This is a genomic window from Citrobacter sp. B72 (assembly GCF_016894305.1).
Taxonomy (GTDB): Bacteria; Pseudomonadota; Gammaproteobacteria; order Enterobacterales; family Enterobacteriaceae; genus Citrobacter; species Citrobacter portucalensis.
The window spans coordinates 652,643-679,222 of record NZ_CP069801.1 but is presented as its reverse complement, the minus strand read 5'-3'; the positions used below and the strand labels follow the sequence as shown (position 1 = coordinate 679,222).

Annotated in this window: 29 protein-coding genes and 1 tRNA gene; 16 read left to right on the top strand and 14 right to left on the bottom strand. The window is 51.9% G+C overall.

All coding sequences use genetic code 11. The features are described 5' to 3' along the window. Nucleotides 1–68 precede the first annotated feature (68 nt). The 10 genes from ttdA (at nucleotide 69) to ureG (ending at nucleotide 8,144) form a co-directional block, all read left to right on the top strand. The gene (gene ttdA / locus JQN59_RS03280; RefSeq protein ID WP_003828445.1) at nucleotides 69–977 is read left to right on the top strand and encodes a L(+)-tartrate dehydratase subunit alpha; all 909 of its coding nucleotides are present in this window, start codon (nucleotides 69–71) and stop codon (nucleotides 975–977) included. After that, on the top strand, nucleotides 974–1,579 hold the full coding sequence (ttdB, locus tag JQN59_RS03275; protein WP_003828447.1) for a L(+)-tartrate dehydratase subunit beta: 606 nt from the start codon (nucleotides 974–976) through the stop codon (nucleotides 1,577–1,579). The genes ttdA and ttdB overlap by 4 nt, the downstream gene beginning before the upstream one ends. 48 nt (nucleotides 1,580–1,627) lie before the next feature. Beyond that, entirely contained in the window at nucleotides 1,628–3,091 is a 1,464-nt protein-coding gene (locus JQN59_RS03270; protein ID WP_149608036.1) for an anion permease, read from the top strand. A gap of 123 nt (nucleotides 3,092–3,214) precedes the next feature. Beyond that, a complete protein-coding gene (locus JQN59_RS03265; protein WP_204528205.1) occupies nucleotides 3,215–4,039 on the top strand; it encodes an urease accessory protein UreD in 825 nt (274 codons plus the stop codon). A gap of 10 nt (nucleotides 4,040–4,049) precedes the next feature. Further along, nucleotides 4,050–4,352, top strand: a complete 303-nt coding sequence (locus JQN59_RS03260; RefSeq protein WP_003024678.1) for an urease subunit gamma — start codon at nucleotides 4,050–4,052, stop codon at nucleotides 4,350–4,352. A gap of 9 nt (nucleotides 4,353–4,361) precedes the next feature. Beyond that, the gene (locus tag JQN59_RS03255; RefSeq protein ID WP_003828455.1) at nucleotides 4,362–4,682 is read left to right on the top strand and encodes an urease subunit beta; all 321 of its coding nucleotides are present in this window, start codon (nucleotides 4,362–4,364) and stop codon (nucleotides 4,680–4,682) included. Then, nucleotides 4,675–6,378: an urease subunit alpha gene (ureC, locus tag JQN59_RS03250; RefSeq protein ID WP_149608037.1), complete on the top strand. Its 1,704-nt coding sequence runs from the start codon at nucleotides 4,675–4,677 to the stop codon at nucleotides 6,376–6,378. Before JQN59_RS03255 ends, ureC begins: the two co-directional genes overlap by 8 nt. 9 nt (nucleotides 6,379–6,387) lie before the next feature. Beyond that, nucleotides 6,388–6,846 (top strand): urease accessory protein UreE, encoded by a 459-nt coding sequence (gene ureE, locus JQN59_RS03245; RefSeq protein ID WP_048215518.1) that lies wholly within the window; start codon nucleotides 6,388–6,390, stop codon nucleotides 6,844–6,846. Continuing rightward, complete coding sequence (locus tag JQN59_RS03240; protein WP_149608038.1) at nucleotides 6,846–7,517, top strand: urease accessory protein UreF; 672 nt, start codon at nucleotides 6,846–6,848, stop codon at nucleotides 7,515–7,517. Before ureE ends, JQN59_RS03240 begins: the two co-directional genes overlap by 1 nt. Before the next feature lie 9 nt (nucleotides 7,518–7,526). Further along, the gene (gene ureG, locus JQN59_RS03235; protein WP_003828463.1) at nucleotides 7,527–8,144 is read left to right on the top strand and encodes an urease accessory protein UreG; all 618 of its coding nucleotides are present in this window, start codon (nucleotides 7,527–7,529) and stop codon (nucleotides 8,142–8,144) included. A gap of 87 nt (nucleotides 8,145–8,231) precedes the next feature. On the opposite strand, the gene tsaD is transcribed toward ureG, so the two are convergent. Continuing rightward, entirely contained in the window at nucleotides 8,232–9,245 is a 1,014-nt protein-coding gene (gene tsaD / locus JQN59_RS03230) for a tRNA (adenosine(37)-N6)-threonylcarbamoyltransferase complex transferase subunit TsaD (protein WP_149608039.1), read from the bottom strand. A 236-nt stretch (nucleotides 9,246–9,481) separates the two neighbouring features. Here tsaD and rpsU point away from each other — a divergent pair, with 236 nt between their 5' ends. The 3 genes from rpsU to rpoD all read left to right on the top strand — a co-directional run bounded on the left by rpsU (nucleotide 9,482) and on the right by rpoD (nucleotide 13,887). Beyond that, nucleotides 9,482–9,697, top strand: a complete 216-nt coding sequence (gene rpsU, locus JQN59_RS03225) for a 30S ribosomal protein S21 (protein WP_001144069.1) — start codon at nucleotides 9,482–9,484, stop codon at nucleotides 9,695–9,697. Between the two features lie 237 nt (nucleotides 9,698–9,934). Beyond that, complete coding sequence (gene dnaG / locus JQN59_RS03220) at nucleotides 9,935–11,680, top strand: DNA primase (protein WP_003828467.1); 1,746 nt, start codon at nucleotides 9,935–9,937, stop codon at nucleotides 11,678–11,680. 359 nt (nucleotides 11,681–12,039) lie between these two features. After that, nucleotides 12,040–13,887: an RNA polymerase sigma factor RpoD gene (rpoD, locus tag JQN59_RS03215; RefSeq protein ID WP_003024699.1), complete on the top strand. Its 1,848-nt coding sequence runs from the start codon at nucleotides 12,040–12,042 to the stop codon at nucleotides 13,885–13,887. Between the two features lie 45 nt (nucleotides 13,888–13,932). Here the strand turns inward: rpoD and mug are convergent, their stop codons facing one another. Further along, on the bottom strand, nucleotides 13,933–14,439 hold the full coding sequence (gene mug, locus JQN59_RS03210; RefSeq protein ID WP_071446141.1) for a G/U mismatch-specific DNA glycosylase: 507 nt from the start codon (nucleotides 14,437–14,439) through the stop codon (nucleotides 13,933–13,935). Between the two features lie 125 nt (nucleotides 14,440–14,564). On the opposite strand from mug, the gene JQN59_RS03205 reads away from it, so the two are divergent. After that, nucleotides 14,565–14,640 (top strand) — tRNA-Ile (locus JQN59_RS03205). A gap of 186 nt (nucleotides 14,641–14,826) precedes the next feature. Here JQN59_RS03205 and JQN59_RS03200 read toward each other — a convergent pair. The 9 genes from JQN59_RS03200 to JQN59_RS03160 all read right to left on the bottom strand — a co-directional run bounded on the left by JQN59_RS03200 (nucleotide 14,827) and on the right by JQN59_RS03160 (nucleotide 22,067). Then, nucleotides 14,827–15,366, bottom strand: coding sequence for a hypothetical protein (locus tag JQN59_RS03200; RefSeq protein ID WP_149608040.1), 540 nt, complete (start codon nucleotides 15,364–15,366; stop codon nucleotides 14,827–14,829). A gap of 507 nt (nucleotides 15,367–15,873) precedes the next feature. After that, nucleotides 15,874–17,535: a terminase large subunit gene (locus JQN59_RS03195; RefSeq protein ID WP_149608041.1), complete on the bottom strand. Its 1,662-nt coding sequence runs from the start codon at nucleotides 17,533–17,535 to the stop codon at nucleotides 15,874–15,876. Then, nucleotides 17,519–17,875 carry a phage terminase small subunit P27 family gene (locus tag JQN59_RS03190; protein WP_071692247.1) on the bottom strand — a complete coding sequence of 119 codons (357 nt, stop codon included), beginning with the start codon at nucleotides 17,873–17,875 and terminating at the stop codon, nucleotides 17,519–17,521. The genes JQN59_RS03195 and JQN59_RS03190 overlap by 17 nt, the downstream gene beginning before the upstream one ends. A 139-nt stretch (nucleotides 17,876–18,014) precedes the next feature. Beyond that, the gene (locus tag JQN59_RS03185) at nucleotides 18,015–18,458 is read right to left on the bottom strand and encodes an HNH endonuclease signature motif containing protein (RefSeq protein ID WP_149608042.1); all 444 of its coding nucleotides are present in this window, start codon (nucleotides 18,456–18,458) and stop codon (nucleotides 18,015–18,017) included. Then, on the bottom strand, nucleotides 18,459–18,749 hold the full coding sequence (locus JQN59_RS03180) for a head-tail connector protein (RefSeq protein ID WP_001650759.1): 291 nt from the start codon (nucleotides 18,747–18,749) through the stop codon (nucleotides 18,459–18,461). Further along, nucleotides 18,742–19,080, bottom strand: coding sequence for a phage head closure protein (locus tag JQN59_RS03175; RefSeq protein WP_149608043.1), 339 nt, complete (start codon nucleotides 19,078–19,080; stop codon nucleotides 18,742–18,744). The genes JQN59_RS03180 and JQN59_RS03175 overlap by 8 nt, the downstream gene beginning before the upstream one ends. Then, a complete protein-coding gene (locus JQN59_RS03170) occupies nucleotides 19,077–20,306 on the bottom strand; it encodes a phage portal protein (protein WP_079773307.1) in 1,230 nt (409 codons plus the stop codon). Before JQN59_RS03170 ends, JQN59_RS03175 begins: the two co-directional genes overlap by 4 nt. Nucleotide 20,307: 1 nt before the next feature. After that, on the bottom strand, nucleotides 20,308–20,868 hold the full coding sequence (locus JQN59_RS03165; RefSeq protein WP_079773308.1) for an HK97 family phage prohead protease: 561 nt from the start codon (nucleotides 20,866–20,868) through the stop codon (nucleotides 20,308–20,310). A 44-nt stretch (nucleotides 20,869–20,912) separates the two neighbouring features. Then, entirely contained in the window at nucleotides 20,913–22,067 is a 1,155-nt protein-coding gene (locus JQN59_RS03160; RefSeq protein WP_149608044.1) for a phage major capsid protein, read from the bottom strand. Between the two features lie 284 nt (nucleotides 22,068–22,351). On the opposite strand from JQN59_RS03160, the gene JQN59_RS03155 reads away from it, so the two are divergent. Both JQN59_RS03155 and JQN59_RS03150 read left to right on the top strand, forming a co-directional pair. Next, nucleotides 22,352–23,386, top strand: coding sequence for a hypothetical protein (locus JQN59_RS03155; RefSeq protein ID WP_071667631.1), 1,035 nt, complete (start codon nucleotides 22,352–22,354; stop codon nucleotides 23,384–23,386). 1 nt (nucleotide 23,387) lies between these two features. Beyond that, nucleotides 23,388–23,909 carry a hypothetical protein gene (locus JQN59_RS03150; protein ID WP_097505051.1) on the top strand — a complete coding sequence of 174 codons (522 nt, stop codon included), beginning with the start codon at nucleotides 23,388–23,390 and terminating at the stop codon, nucleotides 23,907–23,909. A 41-nt stretch (nucleotides 23,910–23,950) separates the two neighbouring features. Here JQN59_RS03150 and JQN59_RS03145 read toward each other — a convergent pair whose 3' ends face one another. From JQN59_RS03145 to JQN59_RS03135, 3 genes are all read right to left on the bottom strand, one after another. Next, a complete protein-coding gene (locus tag JQN59_RS03145; protein WP_071667629.1) occupies nucleotides 23,951–24,196 on the bottom strand; it encodes a hypothetical protein in 246 nt (81 codons plus the stop codon). A 293-nt stretch (nucleotides 24,197–24,489) separates the two neighbouring features. Then, the gene (locus JQN59_RS03140) at nucleotides 24,490–26,280 is read right to left on the bottom strand and encodes a DNA primase family protein (RefSeq protein ID WP_149608045.1); all 1,791 of its coding nucleotides are present in this window, start codon (nucleotides 26,278–26,280) and stop codon (nucleotides 24,490–24,492) included. Next, complete coding sequence (locus JQN59_RS03135; RefSeq protein ID WP_149608046.1) at nucleotides 26,277–26,576, bottom strand: DUF4222 domain-containing protein; 300 nt, start codon at nucleotides 26,574–26,576, stop codon at nucleotides 26,277–26,279. Before JQN59_RS03135 ends, JQN59_RS03140 begins: the two co-directional genes overlap by 4 nt. Nucleotides 26,577–26,580: the final 4 nt, after the last annotated feature.

Genomic DNA, 26,580 nt, shown 5'->3' with positions numbered 1-26,580 from the left:
ACATTTTTAGTGGTAGTTTGTGGCGGAGAATTTATTTCCAGATAAATAAAAGAACTGGAGTTAACAAGATGAGCAATCAAAATAACCAAAATGCGATAAATACGCTGACGAACATTGTCGCTGATTTTACCGCCATGATTTCTACCCGCATGCCCGATGACGTCGTGGATAAATTAAAACAGCTGCGTGAAGGCGAAACCTCGCCGATGGGTAAAATCATCTACCACACCATGTTTGACAACATGCAGAAAGCTATCGACCTGAACCGCCCAGCCTGTCAGGACACCGGCGAGATTATGTTCTTCGTGAAGGTCGGTTCCCGTTTTCCGCTCCTCGGCGAACTGCAAAGCATTCTGAAGCAGGCCGTTGAAGACGCCACGGTAAAAGCGCCGCTGCGCCATAACGCGGTCGAGATTTTTGACGAAGTGAATACCGGCAAAAATACAGGTACCGGTGTGCCGTGGGTCACCTGGGACATCATCCCTGATAACGATGACGCGGAAATCGAAGTCTACATGGCAGGCGGCGGCTGTACGCTGCCGGGACGCTCGAAAGTGTTAATGCCTTCTGAGGGCTACGAAGGTGTGGTGAAATTTGTTTTTGAAAATATCTCCACGCTGGCAGTCAACGCCTGTCCGCCAGTGCTGGTGGGCGTAGGTATTGCCACCTCCGTAGAAACCGCCGCCGTTCTTTCTCGTAAAGCGGTGCTGCGCCCTATCGGCTCACGTCATCCGAATCCGAAAGCGGCCGAACTGGAACTGCGTCTGGAAGAAGGACTTAACCGTCTGGGCATTGGTCCGCAAGGATTGACCGGTAATAGCTCGGTGATGGGCGTGCATATCGAATCCGCCGCGCGCCACCCGTCGACTATCGGCGTTGCCGTCTCTACTGGCTGCTGGGCCCACCGTCGCGGCACGCTGTTGGTTCATGCTGACCTCTCCTTCGAAAACCTGTCTCACACCCGGAGCGCGTTATGAAAAAGATCCTCACAACCCCGATCAAAGCCGAAGATCTGGCAGACATTCGCGTTGGCGATGTCATTTACCTGACCGGTACGCTGGTGACCTGCCGTGACGTTTGCCACCGCCGCCTGATCGAACTGAAGCGCCCGATTCCTTATGACCTGAACGGCAAAGCCATTTTCCACGCGGGCCCGATCGTACGTAAGAACGGTGAAAAATGGGAAATGGTTTCCGTCGGCCCAACCACCAGCATGCGTATGGAAGCGTTTGAGAAAGACTTTATCGAGCAGACCGGCGTCAAACTGGTGGTCGGCAAGGGCGGCATGGGACCGCTGACGGAAGAAGGCTGCAAGCAGTTTAAAGCGCTGCACGTCATCTTCCCGGCAGGCTGCGCAGTCGTGGCGGCAACCCAGGTTGAGGAGATCGAAGAGGTGCACTGGACGGAACTCGGCATGCCGGAGTCCCTGTGGGTGTGTCGGGTAAAAGAGTTCGGCCCGCTGATCGTTTCCATCGATACCCACGGCAATAACCTGATCGCTGAAAACAAAAAGCTGTTCGCTGAACGTCGCGACCCTATCGTCGATGAAATCTGCGAGCACGTGCATTACATCAAATAACCCTCCCGGAGAGGCGCTACGCCTCTCCCCTTTCGTAGGGATACAACAATGGCACCTTTAGCTGGTTGGTGGCGATACCTGGCTCCGCTGGTGGTCATCGCCATTATTGCTGTTCTACCCGTCCCCACCGGTCTTGAGAGCCACACCTGGCTCTATTTTGCCGTCTTTACCGGTGTGATTGTCGGGCTTATTCTGGAACCTTTACCGGGCGCGGTAGTGGCGATGATTGGCATTTCGATCATCGCCGTCCTTTCACCGTGGCTGCTGTTCAGCCCGGAGCAACTCGCGCAGGACGGTTTTAAATTTACCGCCAAATCGCTGTCTTGGGCGGTATCTGGCTTTTCAAACTCGGTCATCTGGCTGATCTTCGCGGCCTTTATGTTTGGTACTGGCTATGAGAAAACCGGACTCGGTCGGCGAATCGCGCTGATGCTGGTGAAAAAGATGGGGCATAGGACGCTGTTTCTCGGCTATGCGGTGATGTTCTCCGAACTTATCCTCGCTCCCGTCACACCTTCCAACTCCGCCCGTGGGGCCGGAATAATCTACCCGATTATCCGCAACCTGCCGCCGCTGTATAACTCACAACCCAATAGCGCCAGTTCACGCTCTATTGGCTCGTACATCATGTGGATGGGCATTGTCGCTGACTGCGTTACCAGCGCCATTTTCTTAACGGCAATGGCGCCGAACCTGCTGTTGATCGGTCTGATGAAAGGCGCGTCCCACACCGCGCTGAGCTGGGGTGACTGGTTCTTAGGCATGCTGCCGCTGAGCATTTTGCTGGTGCTGATTGTGCCGTGGCTGGCGTACGTGTTGTATCCACCGGTGCTGAAATCCGGTGATCAGGTTCCACGCTGGGCGGATACCGAACTAAAAGCGATGGGACCGCTCTGCGCTCGCGAGAAAAAGATGCTGGTGCTGATGGTCGGCGCGCTGGTGCTGTGGATCTTCGGCGGCGATTATATTGACGCTGCGATGGTCGGATACAGCGTGGTGGCGTTGATGCTGGTGCTGCGCATCATTAGCTGGGATGACATCGTCAGCAATAAAGCCGCATGGAACGTCTTTTTCTGGCTGGCCTCGCTGATCACGCTGGCCACCGGGCTCAATAACACCGGTTTTATTACCTGGTTCGGCAAGCTGCTGGCAAATGGGCTGAGCGGTTATTCGCCGATGATGGTGATGGTGGCGCTTATCGTGGTGTTCTATCTGCTGCGCTACTTCTTTGCCAGCGCCACGGCGTATACCTCCGCCCTCGCACCGATGATGATTGCCGCCGCGCTGGCAATGCCGGAAATCCCGCTACCGGTCTTCTGCCTGATGGTCGGCGCCGCCATTGGTCTGGGCAGCATTCTGACCCCGTACGCCACCGGCCCTAGCCCTATCTACTACGGCAGCGGCTATTTACCAACGGTGGATTACTGGCGACTCGGTGCTATTTTTGGCCTGATTTTCCTCGTGCTACTGGTGATTACCGGTCTGGTCTGGATGCCCCTCGTTTTACTGTAAAACCCTGGTGGGGCGGCGTATTGTCGCCCCTTTATCCATAAGCTTCTCATATGATCGATTTCCCGATGCGCTGAGGCATACTTTTTTGTATGCAAACACCCTCATGCTGATAGGGGAAACGCTCTGGACACGGTTGCGCACGAGACACTCACACGGGGCTGGCAGGCCGAACTGGATCTGCATTTTACCTGCACCGGGAACAAAACGGTGCTCGCCTCGGCGCGTCATCATGGTCCATTGACGGTTCAACGCCCGTTTTACCCGGAAGAGGACGTCTGCCATCTCTATTTACTTCATCCACCGGCGGGGATCGTCGGCGGGGATGAGCTCCATATCGCCGTAACGCTCGACGAAAACAGCCACGCGTTAATCACCCAGCCTGGCGCGGGAAAGTTTTACCGCAGCCGTGGACCGCAGGCATTACTGCGCCAGCATTTTACCCTCACTCCTCACGCGACGCTGGAGTGGTTGCCGCAGGATACGATCCTCTTTCCCGGCGCCAACGCCGCTATTCAGACCGTCTTTCATCTGACATCCGCAAGCCGCCTGCTGGCCTGGGATCTGCTGTGTCTTGGCCGACCGGTTATGCAGGAGACCTTCAGTTACGGCACGCTGCAAAACCGCCTGGAAGTATGGCGAGATGGGCAGCCACTGCTGATAGAACGCTTGCAGTTGCAGGAGGGGAATCTGAGCGGCGTCGCACATCATCCCTGGGTCGGCACGTTGCTGTGCTATCCGGCAAATGAAGAGATGCTGGAAGGCGTGCGCGAACGGCTGACTCCGCTTGGCGATTACGCCGGGGCAACGCTTAACGATTCGTTGCTGACAATCCGTTTTCTTGCTAACGACAACCTGGTTGTCCAGCGCGTTATGCGCGACATCTGGCAATTTCTGCGCCCGCTGCTGACACATAAAGCGCCCGTACTCCCGCGAATCTGGCAAACCTAAGAGAACCCTAATGGAACTGACTCCCAGAGAAAAAGACAAGCTGTTGCTGTTTACCGCTGCGCTGGTGGCGGAACGTCGCCTGGCCCGCGGGCTGAAGTTAAACTACCCGGAATCGGTGGCGCTAATTAGTGCTTTCATCATGGAAGGGGCGCGGGACGGGCAAACCGTGGCCGCGCTGATGGAAGACGGGCGTCACGTCCTGCGCCGCGATCAGGTGATGGAAGGCGTACCGGAGATGATCCCGGATATTCAGGTTGAAGCCACATTTCCGGACGGATCGAAGCTTGTCACCGTCCACAATCCGATCGTCTAAGGAGCAGCAATGATCCCAGGTGAATATCAGATCGCAAAAGGCAATATTGCGCTTAATCAAGGGCGGGAGATCTGCACGATCGTGGTGGAAAATCATGGCGACAGACCCATCCAGGTGGGATCGCACTATCACTTTTACGAAGTGAATCCGGCGCTGCGCTTTGACAGGCTGGCTGCACGCGGTTTTCGTCTGAACATTGCTGCGGGCACAGCGGTGCGTTTTGAGCCGGGACAAAAACGCGAAGTCGAACTGGTGCGCGTTGCTGGTGCACAAAGGATCGTGGGTTTTCGCAGCGAAGTGATGGGCGCACTGGAGGCTGATAATGAGTGACATTTCCCGGCAGGCGTACGCCGACATGTTTGGCCCAACCACTGGCGATAAAGTGCGCCTGGCGGATACCGACCTGTGGATCGAGGTGGAACAAGACTTCACCACCTACGGCGAAGAGGTCAAATTCGGCGGCGGAAAAGTGATCCGCGACGGCATGGGCCAGGGACAAATGCGCGCCGATGCATGCGTGGATCTGGTGATAACCAACGCGCTGATCGTCGATCACTGGGGGATCGTGAAAGCGGATATCGGCATCAAAAACGGCAGGATCTTCGCCATCGGCAAAGCAGGTAATCCCGATATTCAACCCAACGTCACGATCCCGATAGGCGTAGGAACTGAAGTCATCGCTGGAGAAGGTAAGATCGTCACCGCGGGCGGCGTGGATACGCATATTCACTGGATTTGCCCACAGCAGGCGCAGGAGGCGCTGGTTTCTGGCGTGACGACGATGATCGGCGGCGGCACCGGTCCGGCAGCAGGCACTCACGCCACCACCTGCACGCCGGGCCCGTGGTATATCGCGCGCATGCTGCAGGCGGCAGACACGTTACCGGTTAACATCGGTTTGCTGGGCAAAGGCAATGGCTCAAACCCAGACGCCTTGCGCGAGCAAATCAGCGCGGGCGCAATTGGCCTGAAAATCCATGAAGACTGGGGCGCCACGCCTGCCGCTATCGACTGCGCGCTAACCGTGGCCGACGAAATGGACATCCAGGTCGCGCTGCACAGCGACACGCTCAACGAGTCCGGTTTCGTTGAAGATACGCTGGCGGCGATTGGCGATCGCACCATTCATACTTTTCACACTGAAGGCGCGGGCGGCGGCCATGCGCCGGATATCATCACCGCCTGCGCGCATCCGAATATTCTGCCCTCTTCCACGAATCCGACGCTGCCCTATACCGTCAACACTATCGACGAGCATCTCGACATGCTGATGGTTTGCCACCACCTCGACCCGGATATCGCCGAAGACGTGGCCTTTGCCGAATCCCGCATTCGCCGGGAAACAATCGCTGCCGAAGATGTGCTGCATGACATTGGCGCGTTTTCCCTGACCTCGTCCGATTCACAGGCGATGGGGCGCGTTGGCGAAGTGATCCTGCGTACCTGGCAGGTGGCGCACCGCATGAAGGTTCAGCGTGGCCCGTTGGCAGAAGAAACCGGTGACAACGACAACCTGCGCGTTAAACGCTACGTCGCCAAATACACCATCAACCCGGCATTAACCCACGGTATCGCCCATGAAGTCGGCTCCGTTGAGCCTGGCAAACTGGCCGATCTGGTGCTGTGGTCGCCCGCCTTTTTTGGCGTAAAACCGGCGACGGTCGTCAAGGGCGGGATGATCGCCTGCGCGCCAATGGGCGATATCAACGCTTCGATCCCCACCCCGCAGCCGGTGCATTACCGCATGATGTTCGGCGCGCTTGGCGCGGCGCGGCACCACACCCGGCTGACCTTTATTTCGCAGGCCGCTGACGCGCAAAACATCCCGCAGCAGCTCAATCTGCAAAGCGCTATCGCCGTCGTCAAAGGCTGTCGGACAGTGAAAAAGGTCGACATGATCCACAACGGCCTGCAACCCAATATCACCGTCGATGCTCAGACTTACGAGGTGCGTATTGATGGCGAACTTATCACCAGCGAACCGGCAGATGTTTTGCCGATGGCGCAACGCTATTTTCTGTTTTGAGGAGTGACGATGATCTATCTGACCCAACGCCTTGACCACGCTCACCGCGTTACTGCAAGCGTCACGCTGCCCATTGATATCCGGGTAAAAAGTCGCGCCAGGGTAGCACTGAACGACGGTCGCGAAGCCGGGCTAATGCTACCGCGTGGTTTGCTGCTGCGCGGTGGCGATCTGCTAAGTACCGACGATGGCAGCGAAGTGATCGAAGTGATCGCCGCACCGGAGTCGGTTTCCGTGGTGCGCTGCGCCGATCCTTTCCTGCTCGCCAAAGCCTGTTATCACCTCGGTAATCGCCACGTTCCGCTGCAAATCCTGCCGGATGAGCTGCGTTACCATCACGATCATGTGCTGGACGACATGCTGCGCCAGTTCAACCTTGAGGTGACATTCGCCCAGTTGCCGTTTGAGCCGGAAGCGGGTGCCTATGCGAGCGAGTCACACGGGCATCACCATGGTCATGCGCACTGATGCATAGCACCCAACAGCTGCGCCTGATGCAGCTCGCCAGCAGCAGTCTCCCGGTAGGATCGTTTACCTGGTCTCAGGGGCTGGAGTGGGCGGTAGAAATCGGCTGGGTGAAAAGCGTCGATGACTTCTCTGACTGGCAAATCCAGCAGATGGAGCAAAACTTTTTTACCGTTGACCTACCGCTGCTGGCGAGACTGTATCGCGCCTGCGAGCTGGACGATCTCGACGCAGCACGCCGCTGGAGCGCTTACCTGCTGGCCTGTCGCGAAACCCGCGAACTGCGGGATGAAGAACGCAGTCGGGGTGCGGCGTTTACGCGGCTGGTCACCGACTGGGAGTCGGATTGCTCGCGAGAATGGCGCACCCTCTTTGTCGACAGCCAACTCTGCGGCATGGCCTGGCTGGGCGTGCGCTGGAAAATTCCGCTGATGGAGCTGGCGTTAAGCCTCGGCTACAGCTGGATTGAGAGCGCTGTCATGGCTGGCGTAAAGCTGGTTCCTTTTGGACAACAGGCGGCCCAGCGTTTGATTATTGCGCTCTGCGATCGCTATGCGCAGGGTTTGGCACAGGCGCTGACGTGTCCTGACACCAGCCTCGGCTCCGCAACGCCGTTGGCCGCTATCGCGTCTGCCCGGCATGAAACTCAATATTCCCGATTATTCCGCTCCTGAGGAGAAAAAATGAGTAACTACAAGCATCCCCTGCGTGTGGGCGTTGGCGGCCCGGTTGGCTCGGGCAAAACGGCGCTACTGGAAGCGTTATGCAAAGCCATGCGCAGCAGCTATCAATTGGCGGTGGTGACCAACGATATCTACACCAAAGAAGATCAGCGCATTCTCACCGAGGCGGGCGCACTGGAGCCAGAGAGGATCGTCGGCGTGGAAACCGGTGGCTGCCCGCATACCGCCATCCGCGAAGATGCGTCGATGAATCTGGCCGCCGTAGAAGCGCTGAGCGAGAAATTCGGCAATCTGGATCTGATTTTTGTGGAAAGCGGCGGCGATAACCTGAGCGCCACCTTCAGCCCGGAACTCGCGGATCTGACGATCTATGTGATCGATGTTGCTGAAGGCGAGAAGATCCCGCGTAAAGGTGGTCCGGGGATCACCAAATCCGATTTTCTGGTGATCAATAAAACCGATCTGGCCCCTTACGTCGGCGCATCGCTGGAGGTGATGGAGCGCGATACCTTGCGCATGCGCGGCGAGCGTCCATGGACGTTTAGTAATTTAAAATCTGGAGAAGGCCTGGAAAAAATTATCGCGTTTCTGGAAGAGAAAGGAATGTTGCGGATGTAGTGAGAGCTATCGCCGGGCGGCGGATTCGCCTGACCCGGCCTACGGTTTTGTAAGCCCGGTAAACGCAGCGCCACCGGGCAAAAAAACTTATGCTGCCGGTAATTCCGCCAGCGGCCAGCGTGGACGCACGGTCACGCCAAGATCCGCCGTTGCACCCGCTTTAAAGCGCACCATGCCCGCGTAGGCGATCATCGCCCCGTTATCGGTACAAAATTCCGGACGCGCGTAAAACACTTCGCCACGACGTTTTTGCATCATCTCAGCCAGCTTTGCGCGCAGCGTACGGTTCGCACTCACGCCCCCCGCCATCACCAGACGTTTAAAACCGGTTTGATCCAGCGCGCGTTTGCACTTGATCATCAGCGTATCAACTACCGCGTCTTCAAACGCACGGGCGATATCAGCGCGGGTCTGATCGTCATTTTCGTTATTACGAATGGTATTCGCAGCGAAGGTTTTCAGGCCGGAGAAGCTGAAATCCAGCCCCGGACGGTCAGTCATCGGACGCGGGAAGACAAAACGTTTTTCAACGCCTTGTGATGCCAGCTTTGACAGCATTGGGCCACCAGGATAATCCAGCCCCAGCAGCTTGGCGGTTTTGTCGAACGCTTCACCGGCAGCATCATCAATCGATTCGCCCAGCAATTCATACTGACCGATACCGGTGACGCTGATCATCTGCGTGTGACCGCCGGAAACCAGCAGCGCGACGAACGGGAACGCAGGGGGATTATCTTCCAGCATTGGCGCCAGCAGATGCCCTTCCATGTGGTGCACAGGAATTGCCGGTACGCCCCAGGCGAACGCCAGCGAACGTCCTACGGTTGCGCCAACCAGCAGCGCACCAACCAGACCAGGACCTGCGGTATACGCCACCGCATCGATCTCTTTTGCCGTCAGTCCCGCTTCTTTCAGCGCGGCCTGGATCAACGGTACGGTTTTACGTACGTGATCGCGCGAGGCCAGTTCAGGCACTACGCCGCCGTAGTCAGCATGTAATTTCACCTGACTATACAATTGGTTGGCTAAAAGACCTTTTTCATCGTCGTAAATGGCGATGCCGGTTTCATCGCAGGATGTTTCAATACCCAGTACACGCATGACTTGTTTTACCTCGCTCTATTACCGCGCAGTGTAGGACCAATGCGGGTTGATGTAAAACTTTGTTCGCCCCAGGAGTTCGGCTCGTGTATACTCCTTGTCCTTATAAAAGTCCCTTTCAAAATCGCGTCGGTGCTTTACAAAGCAGCAGCAATTGCAGTAAAATTCCGCACCATTTTGAAATAAGCTGGCGTTGATGCCAGCGGCAAACCGAATTTATTAAAGGTGAGAGTTACATGCCGGTAATTAAAGTACGTGAAAACGAGCCGTTCGACGTAGCACTGCGTCGCTTCAAGCGTTCATGCGAAAAAGCAGGTGTTCTGGCGGAAGTTCGTCGTCGTGAGTTCTATGAAAAACCGACTACCGAACGTAAGCGCGCTAAAGCTTCTGCTGTGAAACGTCACGCGAAGAAACTGGCTCGCGAAAACGCACGCCGTACTCGTCTGTACTAATCCATTGAGAGCCAAAGCTCTCAATTCAGACTGAGTTGTAGTTGTAAGGCCGTGCTTCCGGAAGGAATGCGCGGCTTATTTTCGTTTATACACGTCATCATTCAAGCTGCCTCAGTGTTGGCTGCAGTCGCTCACCCCAGTCACGTACTGCTGTACGCTCCTGAGGATTCGCTTCCTTGCCGCCTTGATGCATCCTGAATGATTTTGTGTATATGAGTCATCAAAAAACAGGGGCTTATGGCTGGACGAATTCCTCGCGTTTTTATCAATGACCTGCTGGCAAGAACCGACATCGTCGATCTCATCGACGCGCGGGTAAAGCTGAAAAAGCAGGGCAAAAATTATCACGCGTGCTGTCCGTTCCATAACGAAAAAACCCCCTCTTTCACCGTAAACGGTGAAAAACAGTTTTATCACTGCTTTGGGTGTGGCGCGCATGGCAACGCCGTCGACTTTCTCATGAACTACGACAAGCTCGAGTTTGTGGAAACCGTCGAAGAACTGGCCGCAATGCACAACCTTGAAGTGCCCTATGAAGCAGGCAGTGGCCCCAGTCAGATAGAGCGCCATCAACGGCAAAGCCTTTATCAATTGATGGACGGCCTGAACACTTTTTATCAACAGTCTTTGATGCAGCCCGCCGCTACCCCTGCGCGCCAGTACCTGGAAAAGCGAGGATTAAGTAGCGACGTGATCACCCGTTTTGCTATTGGTTTTGCGCCCCCCGGCTGGGACAACGTCCTGAAACGGTTTGGCGGCAATGCTGAGAATCGCAAATCGCTGGTCGATGCGGGGATGTTGGTCACCAACGATCAGGGACGCAGTTACGATCGCTTCCGCGAACGGGTGATGTTCCCCATTCGCGACAAACGTGGTCGGGTCATTGGTTTTGGTGGACGCGTGCTGGGCGATGCCCTGCCGAAATATCTGAACTCCCCGGAAACCGATATTTTCCATAAAGGTCGCCAGCTGTATGGCCTTTATGAAGCCCAGCAGGATAACGCCGATCCACAGCGCCTGTTAGTGGTAGAAGGCTATATGGATGTGGTGGCGCTGGCGCAATACGGCATTAACTACGCCGTTGCATCCCTAGGGACGTCAACTACTGCCGATCACATCCAACTGTTGTTCCGCGCGACGAACAACGTAATTTGCTGTTACGACGGCGACCGAGCAGGACGTGACGCAGCATGGCGCGCGCTGGAAACCGCACTGCCCTATATGACAGACGGACGCCAGCTACGCTTCATGTTTTTACCTGACGGCGAAGACCCCGATACGCTGGTGCGTAAAGAAGGGAAAGAGGCCTTTGAAGCCCGGATGGAGCAGGCGCTGCCGCTCTCCGCGTTTTTATTTAACAGCCTGCTGCCGCAGGTGGATTTGAGTACCCCGGACGGACGCGCACAGCTCAGTACGCTGGCATTACCGCTGATTACTCAGGTACCAGGCGAAACGTTGCGCATTTACCTGCGACAGGAGTTGGGAAACAAGCTCGGCATTCTGGATGACAGCCAGCTTGAACGTTTAATGCCTAAACTGGCAGAAAATGGGGCTTCCCGCCCTGTTCCACAGCTAAAACGTACGACCATGCGTATACTTATAGGGCTGCTGGTACAGAACCCGGGCCTCGCCCCGCTGGTTCCACCGTTAGGCGCACTGGATAGTAATAAGCTGCCTGGACTTGGCTTATTCAGAGAACTGGTCAACACTTGTCTGGCTCAGCCAGGTCTGACCACCGGGCAACTTTTAGAACACTATCGTGGCACAAATGATGCTGCGACCCTTGAAAAACTGTCGATGTGGGACGATATAGCAGATAAAGATATCGCGGAAAAAACCTTCACCGACTCACTCAACCATATGTTTGATTCGATGCTTGAACTGCGCCAGGAAGAGTTGATAGCTCGTGAGCGCACACACGGTTTAAGCAGCGAAGAACGCCGGGAACTCTGGACACTGAACCAGGAACTGGCCAAGAAATAAGAGAAAGACAAAACAAAGACAAAATCATTCGCGTTGTATCAAGGCAGCAAGTGAACGAACGCCTGGGAGTGTACATAAGTACATGACCAGGATGACAAATCCGCCGGGAGCGGATTTGAACGCTGCTTGCGGCGGCCCCGTAAGGGGCGAGGCTCAGGATGAGCCGAGTAACGAACGCAGCTAACGCAGAGACAACGTGAAAGATGAAGTATTTAACGGCTTAACTGCCGAATATCGATCGGGAAGCCCCCGACAGCCGCACGGAGAGGCAGCGGCAAAATATAAGTATGCCCTCGTTTTGCCGTTGGCGGTTTTACCGCCCAACACCAATCAAACGAATTAAGTGTGGATACCGTCTTATGGAGCAAAACCCGCAGTCACAGCTGAAGCTTCTTGTCCAACGTGGTAAGGAGCAAGGCTATCTGACCTATGCCGAGGTCAATGACCATCTGCCGGAAGATATCGTCGATTCAGATCAAATCGAAGACATCATCCAAATGATCAATGACATGGGTATTCAGGTGATGGAAGAAGCACCTGATGCCGATGATCTGCTGCTTGCTGAAACCTCCAACAGCACCGATGAAGACGCGGAAGAAGCGGCTGCCCAGGTTCTGTCCAGCGTTGAGTCCGAAATCGGTCGTACGACTGACCCGGTCCGCATGTACATGCGTGAAATGGGTACCGTTGAACTGTTAACCCGCGAAGGCGAAATCGACATCGCTAAACGCATCGAAGACGGGATTAACCAGGTTCAATGCTCCGTTGCCGAATACCCGGAAGCTATCACCTACCTGCTTGAGCAGTACGATCGCGTAGAAGCTGAAGAAGCACGTCTTTCCGATCTGATCACAGGCTTTGTCGATCCAAATGCAGAAGAAGACATGGCGCCAACGGCGACCCACGTCGGTTCTGAACTCTCTCAGGAAGAGATGGATGACGATGAAGACGAAGATGAAGAAGATGGCGACGACGACAGCAGCGATGATGACAACAGCATCGACCCTGAGTTAGCGCGTGAAAAATTCGGTGAACTGCGTACTCAGTACGAAATCACTCGCGACACCATCAAAGCGAAAGGCCGCAGCCATGCTGCCGCGCAGGAAGAAATTCAGAAGCTGTCCGAAGTGTTCAAACAGTTCCGCCTGGTGCCGAAGCAGTTCGACTACCTGGTAAACAGCATGCGCGTCATGATGGACCGCGTGCGTACTCAGGAACGTCTGATCATGAAGCTCTGCGTTGAGCAGTGCAAAATGCCGAAGAAAAACTTCATCACCCTGTTTACTGGCAATGAAACCAGCGAAACCTGGTTCAACGCGGCAATCGCGATGAACAAACCGTGGTCTGAAAAACTGCACGATGTTGCAGATGACGTTCACCGCGGCCTGCAGAAACTGCAGCAGATTGAAGAAGAAACCGGCCTGACCATCGAGCAGGTTAAAGATATCAACCGTCGCATGTCCATCGGTGAAGCGAAAGCACGTCGTGCGAAAAAAGAGATGGTTGAAGCGAACTTACGTCTGGTTATCTCTATCGCTAAAAAATACACCAACCGTGGCCTGCAGTTCCTGGATCTGATTCAGGAAGGTAACATCGGTCTGATGAAAGCGGTTGATAAGTTTGAATACCGTCGTGGTTACAAGTTCTCCACCTATGCAACCTGGTGGATCCGTCAGGCGATCACCCGTTCGATCGCGGATCAGGCGCGTACCATCCGTATCCCGGTACATATGATTGAGACTATCAACAAGCTCAACCGTATCTCCCGTCAGATGCTGCAAGAGATGGGCCGCGAGCCGACGCCAGAAGAACTGGCTGAGCGCATGCTGATGCCGGAAGACAAGATCCGTAAAGTGCTGAAAATTGCTAAAGAACCTATCTCCATGGAAACGCCGATCGGCGACGATGAAGATTCGCATCTGGGTGATTTCATCGAGGATACCACCCTCGAGCTGCCGCTGGACTCTGCAACCACCGAGAGCCTGCGTGCCGCAACGCACGACGTTCTGGCTGGCCTGACCGCCCGTGAAGCGAAAGTTCTGCGTATGCGTTTCGGTATCGATATGAACACCGACCACACGCTGGAAGAAGTGGGTAAACAGTTCGACGTTACCCGCGAACGTATCCGTCAGATCGAAGCGAAGGCGCTGCGTAAACTGCGCCACCCGAGCCGCTCTGAAGTACTGCGTAGCTTCCTGGACGATTAATCTCGCCGCATAAGCATAAACGCCACCGCAAGGTGGCGTTTTTCTTTATAGTCCCCGCCTGAGCAAGGCATCATTCACTTCCCGATACGCCTCCACCAATTTATCCAGCGTGATCCGGCTTAATCCGCTGGGATTCGGCAATACCCATATTTGCGTCGCGCCAATGGTCAGCGTCTGTTTTCCCCACTGCGCCCCACGCTGGCTAAGCCCCTGCTCAAATGCCTGTTTCCCAAGGATAGCGAGCGCGGCTGGCTGATACTCTTCTATTTTTTCAATAAGCAGACGACCGCCGCTACGCATCTCTTGTAGCTTCACTTCATTGGCTTGTACCGTTGGTCTGTCGACAAACTTAGTCACGCCGCAGCGGAAGTCCAGTAGGTGCTGTGCCTCTTCAGGTTTAAGCTGGCGATCGGTAAATCCCGCCTGATGGATAACCTTCCAGAAGCGATTAGCGGGGTGCGCAAAGGGGAATCCTGTACCTGCGGAAGACAGCCCCGGATTGATGCCGCAAAACACCACCCGCAGCTCCGGTGCCAGTATGTCCTTAACCATAATTACTCCGAACAATACATCAGAGGAACCAGTATAACGGACTGAAAATACATTGTTTATAAAAACAGCATCCGTACGCTTATGTCTGGATTGCAACGCGGAGTTACTTTATAATCCACCGCCACGGCCCCTTAGCTCAGTGGTTAGAGCAGGCGACTCATAATCGCTTGGTCGCTGGTTCAAGTCCAGCAGGGGCCACCAAATTTCAAGGGCTTACGTGAAAACGTAGGCCCTTAGCCTTTTCTAGGATACCCATAGGATACCGTAATGAAGTATCTATAGGTATGAAAAAGGCCGCGAAGGCGGCCGTTACTAGACATAAAGCATTTACTTCAACTAACGTAGATTTTCGTAAAAAGACCAATTAAGGTACATATACGCTCGTGCTTAATCCATGAAGGTGTCAAGAGCCTCCTCAACACTATGGTATTTTAGAATAGTCATTCCATTGGTTGCATTTTTTACTCTTGAATAAAGGATCACTTCGCCACTCAGATCTGAAACACCTGTAGTTTGTAAATAAGGGACGAGTTGTTCTTCATAGTATTTGATTTCCTTTTGCATGATCTCCTCTGGACTGCCCCATAAAGAACCACGCTCAGGAGCTTTTCCTCTTGCTAATTGGTAATCAAGTACAAATGTTTTATTCTCATACTTAAATGCAACACCACCATCACTACCGATAAAGTCACCTTTCAGATTAGAAAAATCAATAGAGGTTTCAAGACCACCATTATAAGTAGCCTTCACTTTCGGCATCTGCCCGCTGATTTTAAAACCCTTAGACGTAAAGTACGCTAATACATCTTGTTGGATTTTTGTTGCTGCGGTCTCCATCTGTTTCATGAGCAACTCCCGGCGAGGAGCGTTTAACTCTTCAATTTTTGCTTTTAGATCTTGTAATTTCATTTTCTGAGCTAATGACATGGTAATTCCTTGTATATACAGAGTAATAGCTGTGCATAATTTATGCTCTTCTATCCTACTGCTATAAAACATTAAATACCATCACACAGATCTAACCTAACTATGTGGACACGACTGCGAGCAAAATCGTGGACCTTATGTCAAATTTTCAATTCACTTTATCGTTGTAGAAATGAGTTGTAACGCTGACTGGCTTGCTACTAATGTCCCTTTCATATCCCCCTAACACTTAAAAAGTGATTCGTCCTTTCCGGTATAAGCGTGTAAATAACCTATAAGAATCTTATAGGATAGCTCCCCGCAGAAATGATGGCATAGGCGATACAGCACTTCCCATAAGCCAGCATTACCGCTATCCGGCGGGGAGTGTTAGCTTGTTAGCGGCGTTTAGCTCTCAGCCTTCTATTCAAGCTTGAACAATGATTGCCGCTTCGATGGCTTATCTCTTGATCACACCTTTACCCTCAGCCTGTTTGAGTAGTTTCTACAGTTTTATATCTAGTAGCCTTAAATCCCGTTAAACGTCGCCAGCCGTTCCTTGTAGCTGTCGCTCATGTCAAAAGCAAAATCTTCATGCTCTGCCTGGAAGGTACCGAACGCCATCAGCGCTGCGACCGCAGGATCAATCTTGTTAGAGGATTTCTTCTTGTTGGGCTTGATGTTGGCGTTGGCATCAGACTCCATCACCACGTTACCCATCGCCCAGGACAGAACCGGATCGCCACGATGGCGTAATACCTTACGGTTAACGAACACCTCAAAAGATTTAGCAACCGGGCTGAACCGCAGATAAGTTTGCTGGAAAGGCTCCACATCGAGCCCCGCCCCCTGTAGCTGGGTACGCAGATGCGTCGCGTTCCACGTATCAAAGCCCACCAGCCGGATACTGAATTTTTCAGCGTCTCGCAGGATATCATCACGGATGCGGTCATAGTCGATGCAGTCGCCGGGCGTGGTGCGTATCCAGCCCGCTTTCACCCACTGGCGATAGATGGCGCGGTTTTTGTTAGCGACGTTAAGCAGCTGCGCTTCCGGCAGATAATGACGGGTAAGAAGTCGGATCTCCCTGTCGAACGGGAAAGCGTAACTTACACTGGTGATATCGCTGGTTGAGGACAGATCAAACCCGGCGTAACACTCCATTCCAGCCAGGTCTTCTTCAGAATAATCAAGTGCGCAGGCATCCCATGCACCGGCCCCCATCCATGGAGTAGAGCCCTGACACCAGATATTGAAACGTTTGGTCAGCATTTCCACCCACTGCGACGGAATACCCCGCGCTTTCTGGACGGTGGATTCCAGTTTTGCCGCGTCAACGGACACATGCAGGTTAGGATTGGCCTTAATCCACATGTCCGACTGCTCAACCTCGCTTTCGTCATCCAGTTCGTAGATCAGGACAAACAGCGAATCGTTGCTCTCTTCCCCTGCCAGAATCTGACAGCAGTAATCGTAATGCTGTTTACAGGCGGAAACGACGTTACTCCCGGCAGTAGTGATGGCGAACAAAATCGCCTCAGGACGTGCGCCCATACCCAGCTCAAGCGCGGAATAAACTCCGTTATCAGGGTGAAGGTGGTACTCATCGACAATCGCCAGGCTTGGGTTAGTCCCTTCGATAGTGGCCGCTTTTGCCGCCAGAGGTTTTAACAGGCTGTTGCTCTTCGGGAAAATGATCTTGTGCGCCTGAATATTGACGCGCTTTTTCAGCGGTTTTGACAGCAGGCACATCTGGCGGGCATCGTCGAACACAATACGGGCCTGATCCCGGCTCACCGCCGCCGTGTAAATATCCTGCTGGCCTTTCTCCATTATCAGAAACCAGTTAGCCAGCATGGCGGCCACGGTGGATTTGGCATTCTTGCGCGGTACTTCTATAAAGGCGCTGCTGTACTTCCGGCGACCTGACTCCCTGACTTTAAAGCCCAGCAGGTTAGCAAAGGCGAACTGCTGCCACGGCTCCAGCTCGACGGGCTTGCCCCGCAGCGGTCCTTTAACGTGTGGACAAAGCCGGGAGAAGGCAATAAACCGTTCTACAGTCGCCGTATCGAACACATAACGGGGGTCACACAGGTCTGAAAAGTACCGGTTTACGGCCTGTTTCAGCCGTTTACAGGCCGGGATCTCCCCCGATTTTACAGCGTTTGCGTACTCATCCCAGACGGTCAAGCTCGTCCTCCTCTTCCGTTTCAACCGGATTCCGGCGACGGCTTACCGGATCAAAACCCAGCAGCGACGACATTTTAATGATAATTTTCTCAGCATCAGATTTGGCTTTCAGCGCCGGATTACTGGTTGTGGCCCCGCGAGATCCTTCAACTGAAAACCCGCGCAGGGCAATATCTGCAACGGCTTTCCGGTACATGGAATAGTTGACGCAATACAGCTCAAGGTTGTTCCAGTCCGCAGGGGTTAAATCCCCGCGCTCAGCCATCTGTTTTGCTTTTGTCTTCCACTGCTGTCCCGCGATTTCATCAAGATAGGCGGGTGGTTTGGGTGGTCTTGCCATAACTTATTCTTTCCTTAACTTACTGCTGTCAAAAAAATTACCGCGCATAAAAATTTGAGGGAGCGGGTGGTTCCTCGCCGGGAGGGGGTTGTCTTTGAAACCTCCCCCACCCCGTTCACGCTGACTCATGTATTCCTGTTCACTCATGAACAACCTCATAGACCCAGTCGTTGCGGCGCTGCGCTGCTTCTTCCTGTTCCCGGAACATTCCGGCTTTACGCTGCTGCTTAGTTAGCGGGTCCGTTGTGGCTGTCTTGCGACCATGACAGACAGCACATAACGGCTGGTGGTTACTGGATGGCCAGAACAACACATCACCTTCGCCCTCAATAGGTATGATGTGATCAACGATAGTTGCCTGCTTATAGACGCCAGCACTATGGCAGTGGGCGCACAGCGGATTAGTCTTCAGAAAGAGGAGCCGGTATTCTCCCCATCGGTTGGAGTAACCGCGTTCTGTGCGTGTGCCTCGTCGGCTATCACTCTGCCGTTGTGCATTCCGTTTGTGTTCATCACATTTGCCGGACTTTACCCGTTTATTACATCCGGGCTCTGTACAGCGTCGTAAAGGTTGCCATGGCATTTAATACACTCCAGGTTCCCGGTAGTAGTTCCACAATGACGAAGTGCTAAAGGGAAGCTCGGACGTTTTTTCCGCCGCTATTTCCCGGTGCTCATACCAGTGACCGACCAGTAGCAGACACCCGACCTTCAGCGCAGGATTAAACTCGAGTCCGTCATCAAAACGCCTGCCGATATGTTTCTGGCAAATCTCCAGCGCGGCGACGATATACCCGTTTATCAGGGCGTTCTCATCATCCCCGTCGATGCGGCAATGCAGTTTTACTTCTTCCAGAGTTATTAATTCAGCCATTGGCCACGCCTCCTTTACAAAGGAGCTCAAGACTGGTGCGGTCGTTATCCGGGAGGGCCGCCTCTATACCGTAAATATCACCACTGACTGCGGGTGACAGATATTTCACCCTGTGTCCCTGCTTAACATCACTGCGATAGCGTATCCATATTCTGACTGTGGCCTCAGAGGACAACGAACCGGTATCCAGAAGCTCCCGGCCAGAGATACCTTTTACCTCAGCCCAGATCGTGGCGTAGTCCACCCAGCGTTTTATCGGTTCTCCCAATGGCCCCTGACTTTGTTCATAGCGCTGCAGCGTTATACGGTGTTTTAATCCTCCGGCTCTCATTCGCTACCCTCCTTACTTTTATTGTTATTTACTTCGATCTGCTGCTTCCATGCCTGGCTGAATTCGTCCCCACCTTCACGCGGTGGCATCCCCTCACGTTCGCGGGCTTCATTCGGATTCATAATCCCGTTTTTAATACCGCGTTCGTAAGTGGCGTAGCGTTCGGTTGGTGTGGCGCGGAGAAGGTCAGCAGAATCGAACTCAACCTGGTAACGGGTACCGGATGCAGGACGGGCCACCAGCAAAGCGGATTTGATTTGTTGTTCGAAATTCGCCAGCCAGGGACGCATGGTCATTGTGAGAAATGCGCGGCTCGCTTCGCTGAAGTTGCTGTAGGTACTGTTGCTGTATTCCTGAAGAAAGATCGGAGAAACATTAAACATACGGGCAATGTCTTCAATGGAAAAACGCCGGGAAGCCAGCCATTCAGCATCCTGATTACTCATGCCCAATTTTTCGTAATCCATTCCTCCCTCAAGAATGGGCGTTTTCCCGGCATTTCGTGCACCCTTGTACCGCTCCAGTGCATCCAGTGCTTTTTTACCGTTCACGCCGTCAAGCCAGTCTTTTGCTTTGACAATGCCCGCCGCCATCATGCCCTCTTTCATGATGTTAGCGCCGTGACGCTGCTGGGCCAGTCCAAGGCCCAGCGCTTCCCGGCAGATGGTTATCGGTGAGCGCCCCAGAAAACCATCGTCCGTGGCATAACGCAGATGCAGAATCTCTTCCTGAAGATAAGTACGGGTGATTCCGCTAAAGGGTTCAGTAATAGTGTATTTGTAACGGTGCCCGGACAGACGCTCCGGAACTACGGTCCCCGGTGCATATGGATGCAATGATTCAGGCTGTCCGTCACGGCCCCAGCGGATCACCGCATAAGCGTTACCGTTCAGCAGACAGTGCCGCATCATCGTGCGTTTAAACTGGTACGGTGTCTGACAGTCGTTCGGCTGCTCATTCAGCAGATAATCAACCGGGTGATTACTCAGCCACTCCCGCGCCTCACGCCCTTTATCATTCGTTACCCGGTAGAGATAACAGGGCATAGTTGCCACTGCTTCACTGATGACCGATACGGCGTTCATGACAGCCGGCAGAGATTCCGCCGTCCCCGCAGATACATATTCGCCGGATCCGGTATTAGGTATGCCCGCCATCGCCAGCCATTCATCGATGGCCATGCTGCGTTGTTCTGCCTTACGGCTGAAAGGCCAGAGACTCCACATATCAGACCTCCACCAGTTCGGCCCAGCGTCGGCGGTTATCACCCACCCGGCGTAACTCCGGATGCTGGGAAAAAAGCGAGCGGTGTGCAATTTCCACGCCGGACTCCGGGTAAGCAGGCAGAGAAGTGATCGTAATTTCACGCAGTTCAGCAGCGGTGACGGTACGCAGATAAGGCGACTGGGTAATATCCCAGTTCTCTTTCAATGCCCGGAATCCAAACGACATGCCTTCTATATCGCCCCGTTCCACCAGCTCCAGCACATCATTACCTAACTGTGTATTGGGTGGCGTCAGTTCAAATCGCAGACCCGTATCATCTTCCGACAGTATCAGCGTGCCGGATTTGGTACGCCCCAGCAGTTGCGTATAGTCATGTTCAAATAAACAGCGCACATCATTACCGGAGGTGAGATAGCCGGAAAATGCCCCCGGCGTAAACTGTTCGCGGAATTCGTCCCAGATGATTTCTGACAGGCTGTTCCAGCGCACCGCATAGCCCACCAGCCTGCGCTCTTTGGCGATGAGTTCTGAGGTGCGGATTTCAAAATTAACGGTATCCATAACGGACTCCATAAAGACCAGAAAGGGGCCGAAGCCCCTGTGAATTATTTTGTGGAGGAAGCAGAGATTTCGAGCAGCTTGATGGCGCCGGAATCAACCACACCACCGCCCAGGTATTTATCCGTATGAATTTTGATAAAGCCTGGTTCAGTGATGTTGTCCGGACGGGTGCGGGTGCCTGTCTCATGGTCAACGATGAAATAGCCACGTTTGAAGTCGCCAATACCGATCAGGTTGTCCGGCATGGTTTCGAGATATTCAACAGGGAGGCCCAGCAGCGTATCCGGATCACCTGCCTGTAAACGGTCGCGCCAGATGTAATCCCCGTTGCCGTTTTTCAGTTTTTGAACGGAGGCCGCCATAGTGGAGTTCATCACCCATACAGCATTTTTTCGGTATTTCGCCCGGAGTTTAAATTTCAGGTCAATCAGCAAATCGGCATTTAGTGCAGCACCTGTGACGGACTGAAGCGTACCGAACGGGCGGGTTTTGTCTCCGTCCTGGCTGCGGTGATAAGAGAGAAAACCTTTCGCTTTTTTCACGCCGTCGCCGGATGCCAGATCCGTTTCTTCGGTATCAACGAAAGCATCGCCAATTTCAGAGGACAGCCAGCCCATGATATCCACACCAGAAAAATCGATGATTTCCTGTGTAGTCTTCGGATAGGTGTAAACCGGGAAGAGTCGGATACTGACTTCTTCCAGTTTTGGCGTTGTTGTCTCACCACGTGCTTTTCCTTCCTCGCCGTGGTTCACCCCCGCTCCGCCCACAGAGACAAGCTGTTTAAACTCGTTACTGCCGATTTTTTTCACAGTGCAGATTTTGCGCATAACGGACTCATCGTTAAGCTGCTGCATAATCTGTTTGTTAAGTTCGGGAATAACGGTATAGCCGCCATCTTCCGGAATACCGGTGGACAGGCTGCGGGCTTCCCCGGTCAGAATGTAGGTACGTAGTTCGTCGTTGCTTACGCCGTTATCGTTCACCGGGTGGCCTGGCTGGTTGCGTTCTTCAGTGGCAATGGCTTCATAGCGGCTGATGTCAGTATCGAGTGTCTGGGCGCGGGTGCGGAGTTCATCAAACTGCGTGCCTTCCTCGTCAGTCAGGCTTCGTTTTTCGCTGTCGGCTTTTTCAAGCAGGTTACGCATCTGCGTTTTGATTTCGGTTTTTTGCTGACGTAATTCGAGTAATTTCTTCATGGAGTGGTTTCCGTAACAATTAATGTTAAGACGTGAAACCAGCGCTTTAAGGGATGTCCACCCGGAGAGAAAACCGCGGATCTGCCGGAAGAACCGGGTGGACAGTGGCGGCTCACGTCTGAGGGCCACTCGTTAAGATATACATGAGAATACAAATTAGAACCCCCTTATGAGCAAGAGGTAAGAGGGGGTAGCATTAAGTATAAGTAATTTACAAAAGTGTTTTTTTGTTAGATTATTTAAGCAACACAGCACTTCGTTAGTGGGAATAAAAAGGGAAATTAATGCTAACTGCAAAAGTGAAGTTTTATAACATCAATAGATGCGGATATTATAAGTATGGTTCTAAGGCACCAGATCTGAGCAATACATCAGACATGCTCTTAAAACTACACGATTGGGCTTCTGATGGAAGGGAGTTCATCAATACAGGCACCTACAAAGCAGAAAAAGATGAAGATATTCTCAATACTTATTTCTGTGGCTTAGCAACAGACAACCGTTACGGAGATCACCTTTTAACGCTATGGGCTGAAGTTCCCAACGACTCAGGAGTAATCTATGGTATGCCGCCACTAGCGAAACCAGGAAAAGTGGATATGTTAACCACTGGATTCGATACCGATAAAGCTATTCCTGGTTTCCCTTGCTATTTTTGGTTCATTCCTCAATTAAACGTATTTGCCTCTATAAAATTTGATCACTCATTAATGGGCAAGGGACATCTCGATAATTATTTGAATGGTTACCTTGCTAACAAATCTCCATATCGAGTTTTTGATAAGAATAACAAAGTCATTGGTTTTTCTGTCGATGGAAAAAAAACGAATGACTCATCAAAATTACATCCAAAATTCTATGCAGTAGGGATGAAGTACGATGAAGTTCAAGCTGAACTCATAAGCAACATTAGCAAAATAACGAAAATACTAAAAAGGGAAAAAATCACCTACCGAACTCCAGACGATAGAAAAATAATTGAAAGAGTTTTCTCTGGCTTGCTAAACAATGCCCCAAACAGCACCCAGGAACGGACATTATTTCATGAGATGGAGTTTAAGCCTACTGAGGCTCAATTAAAGTCCATTATAAAAAGTTATAATTCCCTTGAAAGCACGTCTCCCATCAGGAATGTTGGCTTTAAATATAGTGACGGTAAGGCAATATGGCTTAGCGGTGCTAACGTTGCATTCGAAATTGAATTGAATGTTAGACGAAAGGATAATCATATCATCACCCCAGACCGATTACTTTCTGCTATAATAAAGCGCAGAGATGAATTAATAGCCAAAATGAAAACTCCACCAACAGGGGGGTGACATGATAAAATATATAGTGTATGCGATCATTGCAGCCTTATTAACCTTTATATTTAAAGGGCGCGTTGTATCGCTCAGTTACAATGATTACAAGGATACACTGGGTGCCTTATTAAATATATCATCAATTATATTCGCTATTATTGGCGCCTGGATTGCAATTGTTTACCCAAGAGCAATGGCGCGTATTATTAATAAAAAAAACTCCAATCAGAATAACCAATCTGAGAGCAAGGAGTCCCATAAGGATGCGAATTACCTCAGCGAATTAGTCGAGATTGTTATGGTGTCAGCATTAGTATTAATGGCTGTTCTGTTAATACAGTTTTTCGCCCCTATACTTAAAGGATTGATAGTAAATACATATATACCATATGTTAAATACCTTAATTTTAGCTGTATAAGCTTTCTAACTATTGCGCAGTTTACGGCAATATTTAGGGTAATACTTGTTAATTATTTCTTCTTAAATGAATTGAGAAGAAAAAATGCAAAAGATAGAATTAACGAGTTGCATCGTTAAAATCTGGCCTGGTACTACACCAGGCCTAATTGAGTCACTATTTATTTAAGTGGTGATGGTAATTTATTTCTGTATCTTTCTAAGTGTTCCAGTAAAGCGTCAAGTTGCTCAGTGTTTGTGACGATACGCTCTCCAGAAATGGTATGCACGACAAAACCGTGTGGTTCATCCCAAAAAAACGCCTCCTCCTCCAAAGCACGCCGATAGTCTTTTATCGACATAGTTTCAATACTTTGCGTACCAAACTGCTGATGGTGTTCCATCCATTCTGTTTCAGTTAAAGGCATATGCCAGGCTCCACATATAAAATTTTAAAATATGTGTTTAAGTGTTCACCCCTTCACCCTTGGGAATTTTTATAACAAATTCATATTGTTAAGTGGTGTACACTTTCCTTTTTAGTATTCACTAGTGTTCACCCTACCCTTCACCTATCAGGCTAAAAAACAATCAAAAGGTGAACAGGTGAATACTTGGTGAATACTTCATAAATAAGTGTTCACCCCTTAACACCATGTAATAGATAGATTTTTTTACAAGGTGAATACTGGTGAACACTTTATCTATAACTTTGCACTTCCTAGGTATTATCAGCAGTACCTGAACATAATGGCAACCAGTCGTCTGAATCGTCGTGCAGCGTAACATTTGACCTGATACCACGCTTCGTCTTTCGCTTCTGGTACTCCTTACCATACTCAGCCATTGCGCCAGGCATATCCGTACCGAAACGCATCAATGATACTGGCTTGTTCAAACCATTGGCCCTCATGTACGCCAGATACGCGTGATACAGGTATTTACGCGGGCTGAAGGGCACTATCTCAGCGTTGCCGATAAACATACCGTCACATACTACCGACGCCATCAGGTAGCCGCAGAAATCCACCAGCGAATCACCTTCACGTTTAATCGCTAAAGCCTCTTCTGATTTCTGCTGTTCATACAATAGCCGCCTGGCTTCGTCCTGGTCTGCAAAGCGTGTAAGCAAATGACGAATAACTACCGCCAGTTCCCCTTCTATTTTCTCAGCCAGCATCGGATCACGTTCGTTCTCCGGTACGACTTCGGTGAAGTTGAATATCACACGTCTGCGCGATATCCCACCACTGCGATCACTAAAGGTCATAGCATTGTTATTAACAGCCATCACCACCGCCTGTATCCGTGTCGAGTACGGCGCTTTATGTTTCGGGTCGATGGAAACCTTATCACCACCTGTAATGGCCTTAATCCCAGCACCATCTCCAGCATAACGGGTCATATCCGGCATGATAATCAGCGAGTAACCAACCACCAGAGCGCGATCTCTCGCATCCTCCAGAGCCTTCATACTGGCCGACACCGTATTAGCCTTACCCGCCAGCATAGTGCAGATCTCCGCCATCACGCTTTTACCGCTACCACCCGGTCCCGTTATCTCCAGGAATAACTGCCAGTCGTATCTGTTCGCCAGCACCATAAACAACGCAGCCAACACACGATCTGTTTTACGGTCATTACTGGCCACGGAACGCCGGAGCCACTTCCAGAAATTAGGCGCGTGACTGGCTAAGGTTTCCCCTTCGGCTGGTGGACTGAAGGGTAATTCGCTTGAGATTAACAGCCAGTCAGTTTTACAGTGCTCGCGGAATTCTCCCGTCCGGGTATCAAATACCCCATTACTAAACCCAATCAGATTTCTGGCTGTTACGCCCATCACCGGGAGGCTTAACTTCATGGTTTCCACTGCCGATTTGATGCCGTTCTGCGAATAGGCCACCTCTGCATCGATGTAAATCTGCGCCATTTCACGCTGCAGCTCTTTATCGGGGAGAGGAATCCACACCACACCGTTATAGTGGTGTACGGTGTCCGAGTCGGCATGAATTGCCAGATCACCATCATAATGAGCCAGTAATACTTCACCTCGCTGGCTGGCCACCATCTGATTTAATGCTGGTGCGACTCCGCTATGGTCTGGTTCGCGTTTCATGACCGGAAGATCGACAACAACACTTTCCGTACGGATCCTCTCCAGATAATCATGCCAGTCCTCTGGTTGGCGGTCGGGAATCCCCTTGTATAGCTTGGCATCTTGCACTCCTGCCCGCGCCAGCTTCTCGCCAATGGCGTTTATCAGTCTCGGTTCAATAACTCCAGCAATATATACACGGGCGCTTCGGCGACCTTTATCAATAATTTGCAGGTTATCCAGTTCCGCAAGTTGCTTTGGCCCCAGCCAGACAGGGGGCGTTGTATCTTCGGCAATTTGTTTACCCAGGCCCTCTTCCCATCCCTTTGCATGAGCGTAAGCATCAGCCCCGGCAAAAATGATTGCCTCTGTAAATTTTTCCTTTGGCAGAAATTTTAAGTTCGGAGCTCGTTTCATTTGCCCGCTCTCTTAGCGGCAATCAACGTCCGCAGGTTCTGAATTTTTTCTGCCGTGTTGTTTGACTTGCACCATTCGCTGAATGTCTGACGTTTCACCAGGATGAACTCCCTTTCAAATCGTTCGACCGGGAAAACACACTCTCCGGAATAACCCTCCCTGATATATGTAATACGATTATCAGTAATCATTTTCACAGTTACCCGTTCACCCCGATTATCCTTGAAAATGTCGCCCGGAAAGATTTCAGGCCGAGTCTGACCACCAGCAGTTAAGCTGTTAATTTTCTTTTTCATGGCG

Coding starts and splice junctions, on each gene's coding strand:
- ttdA (WP_003828445.1), top strand. CDS start 69: ATGAGCAATCAAAATAACCAAAATGCGATAAATACGCTGACGAACATT.
- ttdB (WP_003828447.1), top strand. CDS start 974: ATGAAAAAGATCCTCACAACCCCGATCAAAGCCGAAGATCTGGCAGAC.
- JQN59_RS03270 (WP_149608036.1), top strand. CDS start 1,628: ATGGCACCTTTAGCTGGTTGGTGGCGATACCTGGCTCCGCTGGTGGTC.
- JQN59_RS03260 (WP_003024678.1), top strand. CDS start 4,050: ATGGAACTGACTCCCAGAGAAAAAGACAAGCTGTTGCTGTTTACCGCT.
- JQN59_RS03255 (WP_003828455.1), top strand. CDS start 4,362: ATGATCCCAGGTGAATATCAGATCGCAAAAGGCAATATTGCGCTTAAT.
- ureC (WP_149608037.1), top strand. CDS start 4,675: ATGAGTGACATTTCCCGGCAGGCGTACGCCGACATGTTTGGCCCAACC.
- ureE (WP_048215518.1), top strand. CDS start 6,388: ATGATCTATCTGACCCAACGCCTTGACCACGCTCACCGCGTTACTGCA.
- JQN59_RS03240 (WP_149608038.1), top strand. CDS start 6,846: ATGCATAGCACCCAACAGCTGCGCCTGATGCAGCTCGCCAGCAGCAGT.
- ureG (WP_003828463.1), top strand. CDS start 7,527: ATGAGTAACTACAAGCATCCCCTGCGTGTGGGCGTTGGCGGCCCGGTT.
- tsaD (WP_149608039.1), bottom strand. CDS start 9,245: ATGCGTGTACTGGGTATTGAAACATCCTGCGATGAAACCGGCATCGCC.
- rpsU (WP_001144069.1), top strand. CDS start 9,482: ATGCCGGTAATTAAAGTACGTGAAAACGAGCCGTTCGACGTAGCACTG.
- dnaG (WP_003828467.1), top strand. CDS start 9,935: ATGGCTGGACGAATTCCTCGCGTTTTTATCAATGACCTGCTGGCAAGA.
- rpoD (WP_003024699.1), top strand. CDS start 12,040: ATGGAGCAAAACCCGCAGTCACAGCTGAAGCTTCTTGTCCAACGTGGT.
- mug (WP_071446141.1), bottom strand. CDS start 14,439: ATGGTTAAGGACATACTGGCACCGGAGCTGCGGGTGGTGTTTTGCGGC.
- JQN59_RS03200 (WP_149608040.1), bottom strand. CDS start 15,366: ATGTCATTAGCTCAGAAAATGAAATTACAAGATCTAAAAGCAAAAATT.
- JQN59_RS03190 (WP_071692247.1), bottom strand. CDS start 17,875: ATGGCAAGACCACCCAAACCACCCGCCTATCTTGATGAAATCGCGGGA.
- JQN59_RS03185 (WP_149608042.1), bottom strand. CDS start 18,458: ATGCCATGGCAACCTTTACGACGCTGTACAGAGCCCGGATGTAATAAA.
- JQN59_RS03180 (WP_001650759.1), bottom strand. CDS start 18,749: ATGGCTGAATTAATAACTCTGGAAGAAGTAAAACTGCATTGCCGCATC.
- JQN59_RS03175 (WP_149608043.1), bottom strand. CDS start 19,080: ATGAGAGCCGGAGGATTAAAACACCGTATAACGCTGCAGCGCTATGAA.
- JQN59_RS03170 (WP_079773307.1), bottom strand. CDS start 20,306: ATGTGGAGTCTCTGGCCTTTCAGCCGTAAGGCAGAACAACGCAGCATG.
- JQN59_RS03165 (WP_079773308.1), bottom strand. CDS start 20,868: ATGGATACCGTTAATTTTGAAATCCGCACCTCAGAACTCATCGCCAAA.
- JQN59_RS03160 (WP_149608044.1), bottom strand. CDS start 22,067: ATGAAGAAATTACTCGAATTACGTCAGCAAAAAACCGAAATCAAAACG.
- JQN59_RS03155 (WP_071667631.1), top strand. CDS start 22,352: ATGCTAACTGCAAAAGTGAAGTTTTATAACATCAATAGATGCGGATAT.
- JQN59_RS03150 (WP_097505051.1), top strand. CDS start 23,388: ATGATAAAATATATAGTGTATGCGATCATTGCAGCCTTATTAACCTTT.
- JQN59_RS03145 (WP_071667629.1), bottom strand. CDS start 24,196: ATGCCTTTAACTGAAACAGAATGGATGGAACACCATCAGCAGTTTGGT.
- JQN59_RS03140 (WP_149608045.1), bottom strand. CDS start 26,280: ATGAAACGAGCTCCGAACTTAAAATTTCTGCCAAAGGAAAAATTTACA.
- JQN59_RS03135 (WP_149608046.1), bottom strand. CDS start 26,576: ATGAAAAAGAAAATTAACAGCTTAACTGCTGGTGGTCAGACTCGGCCT.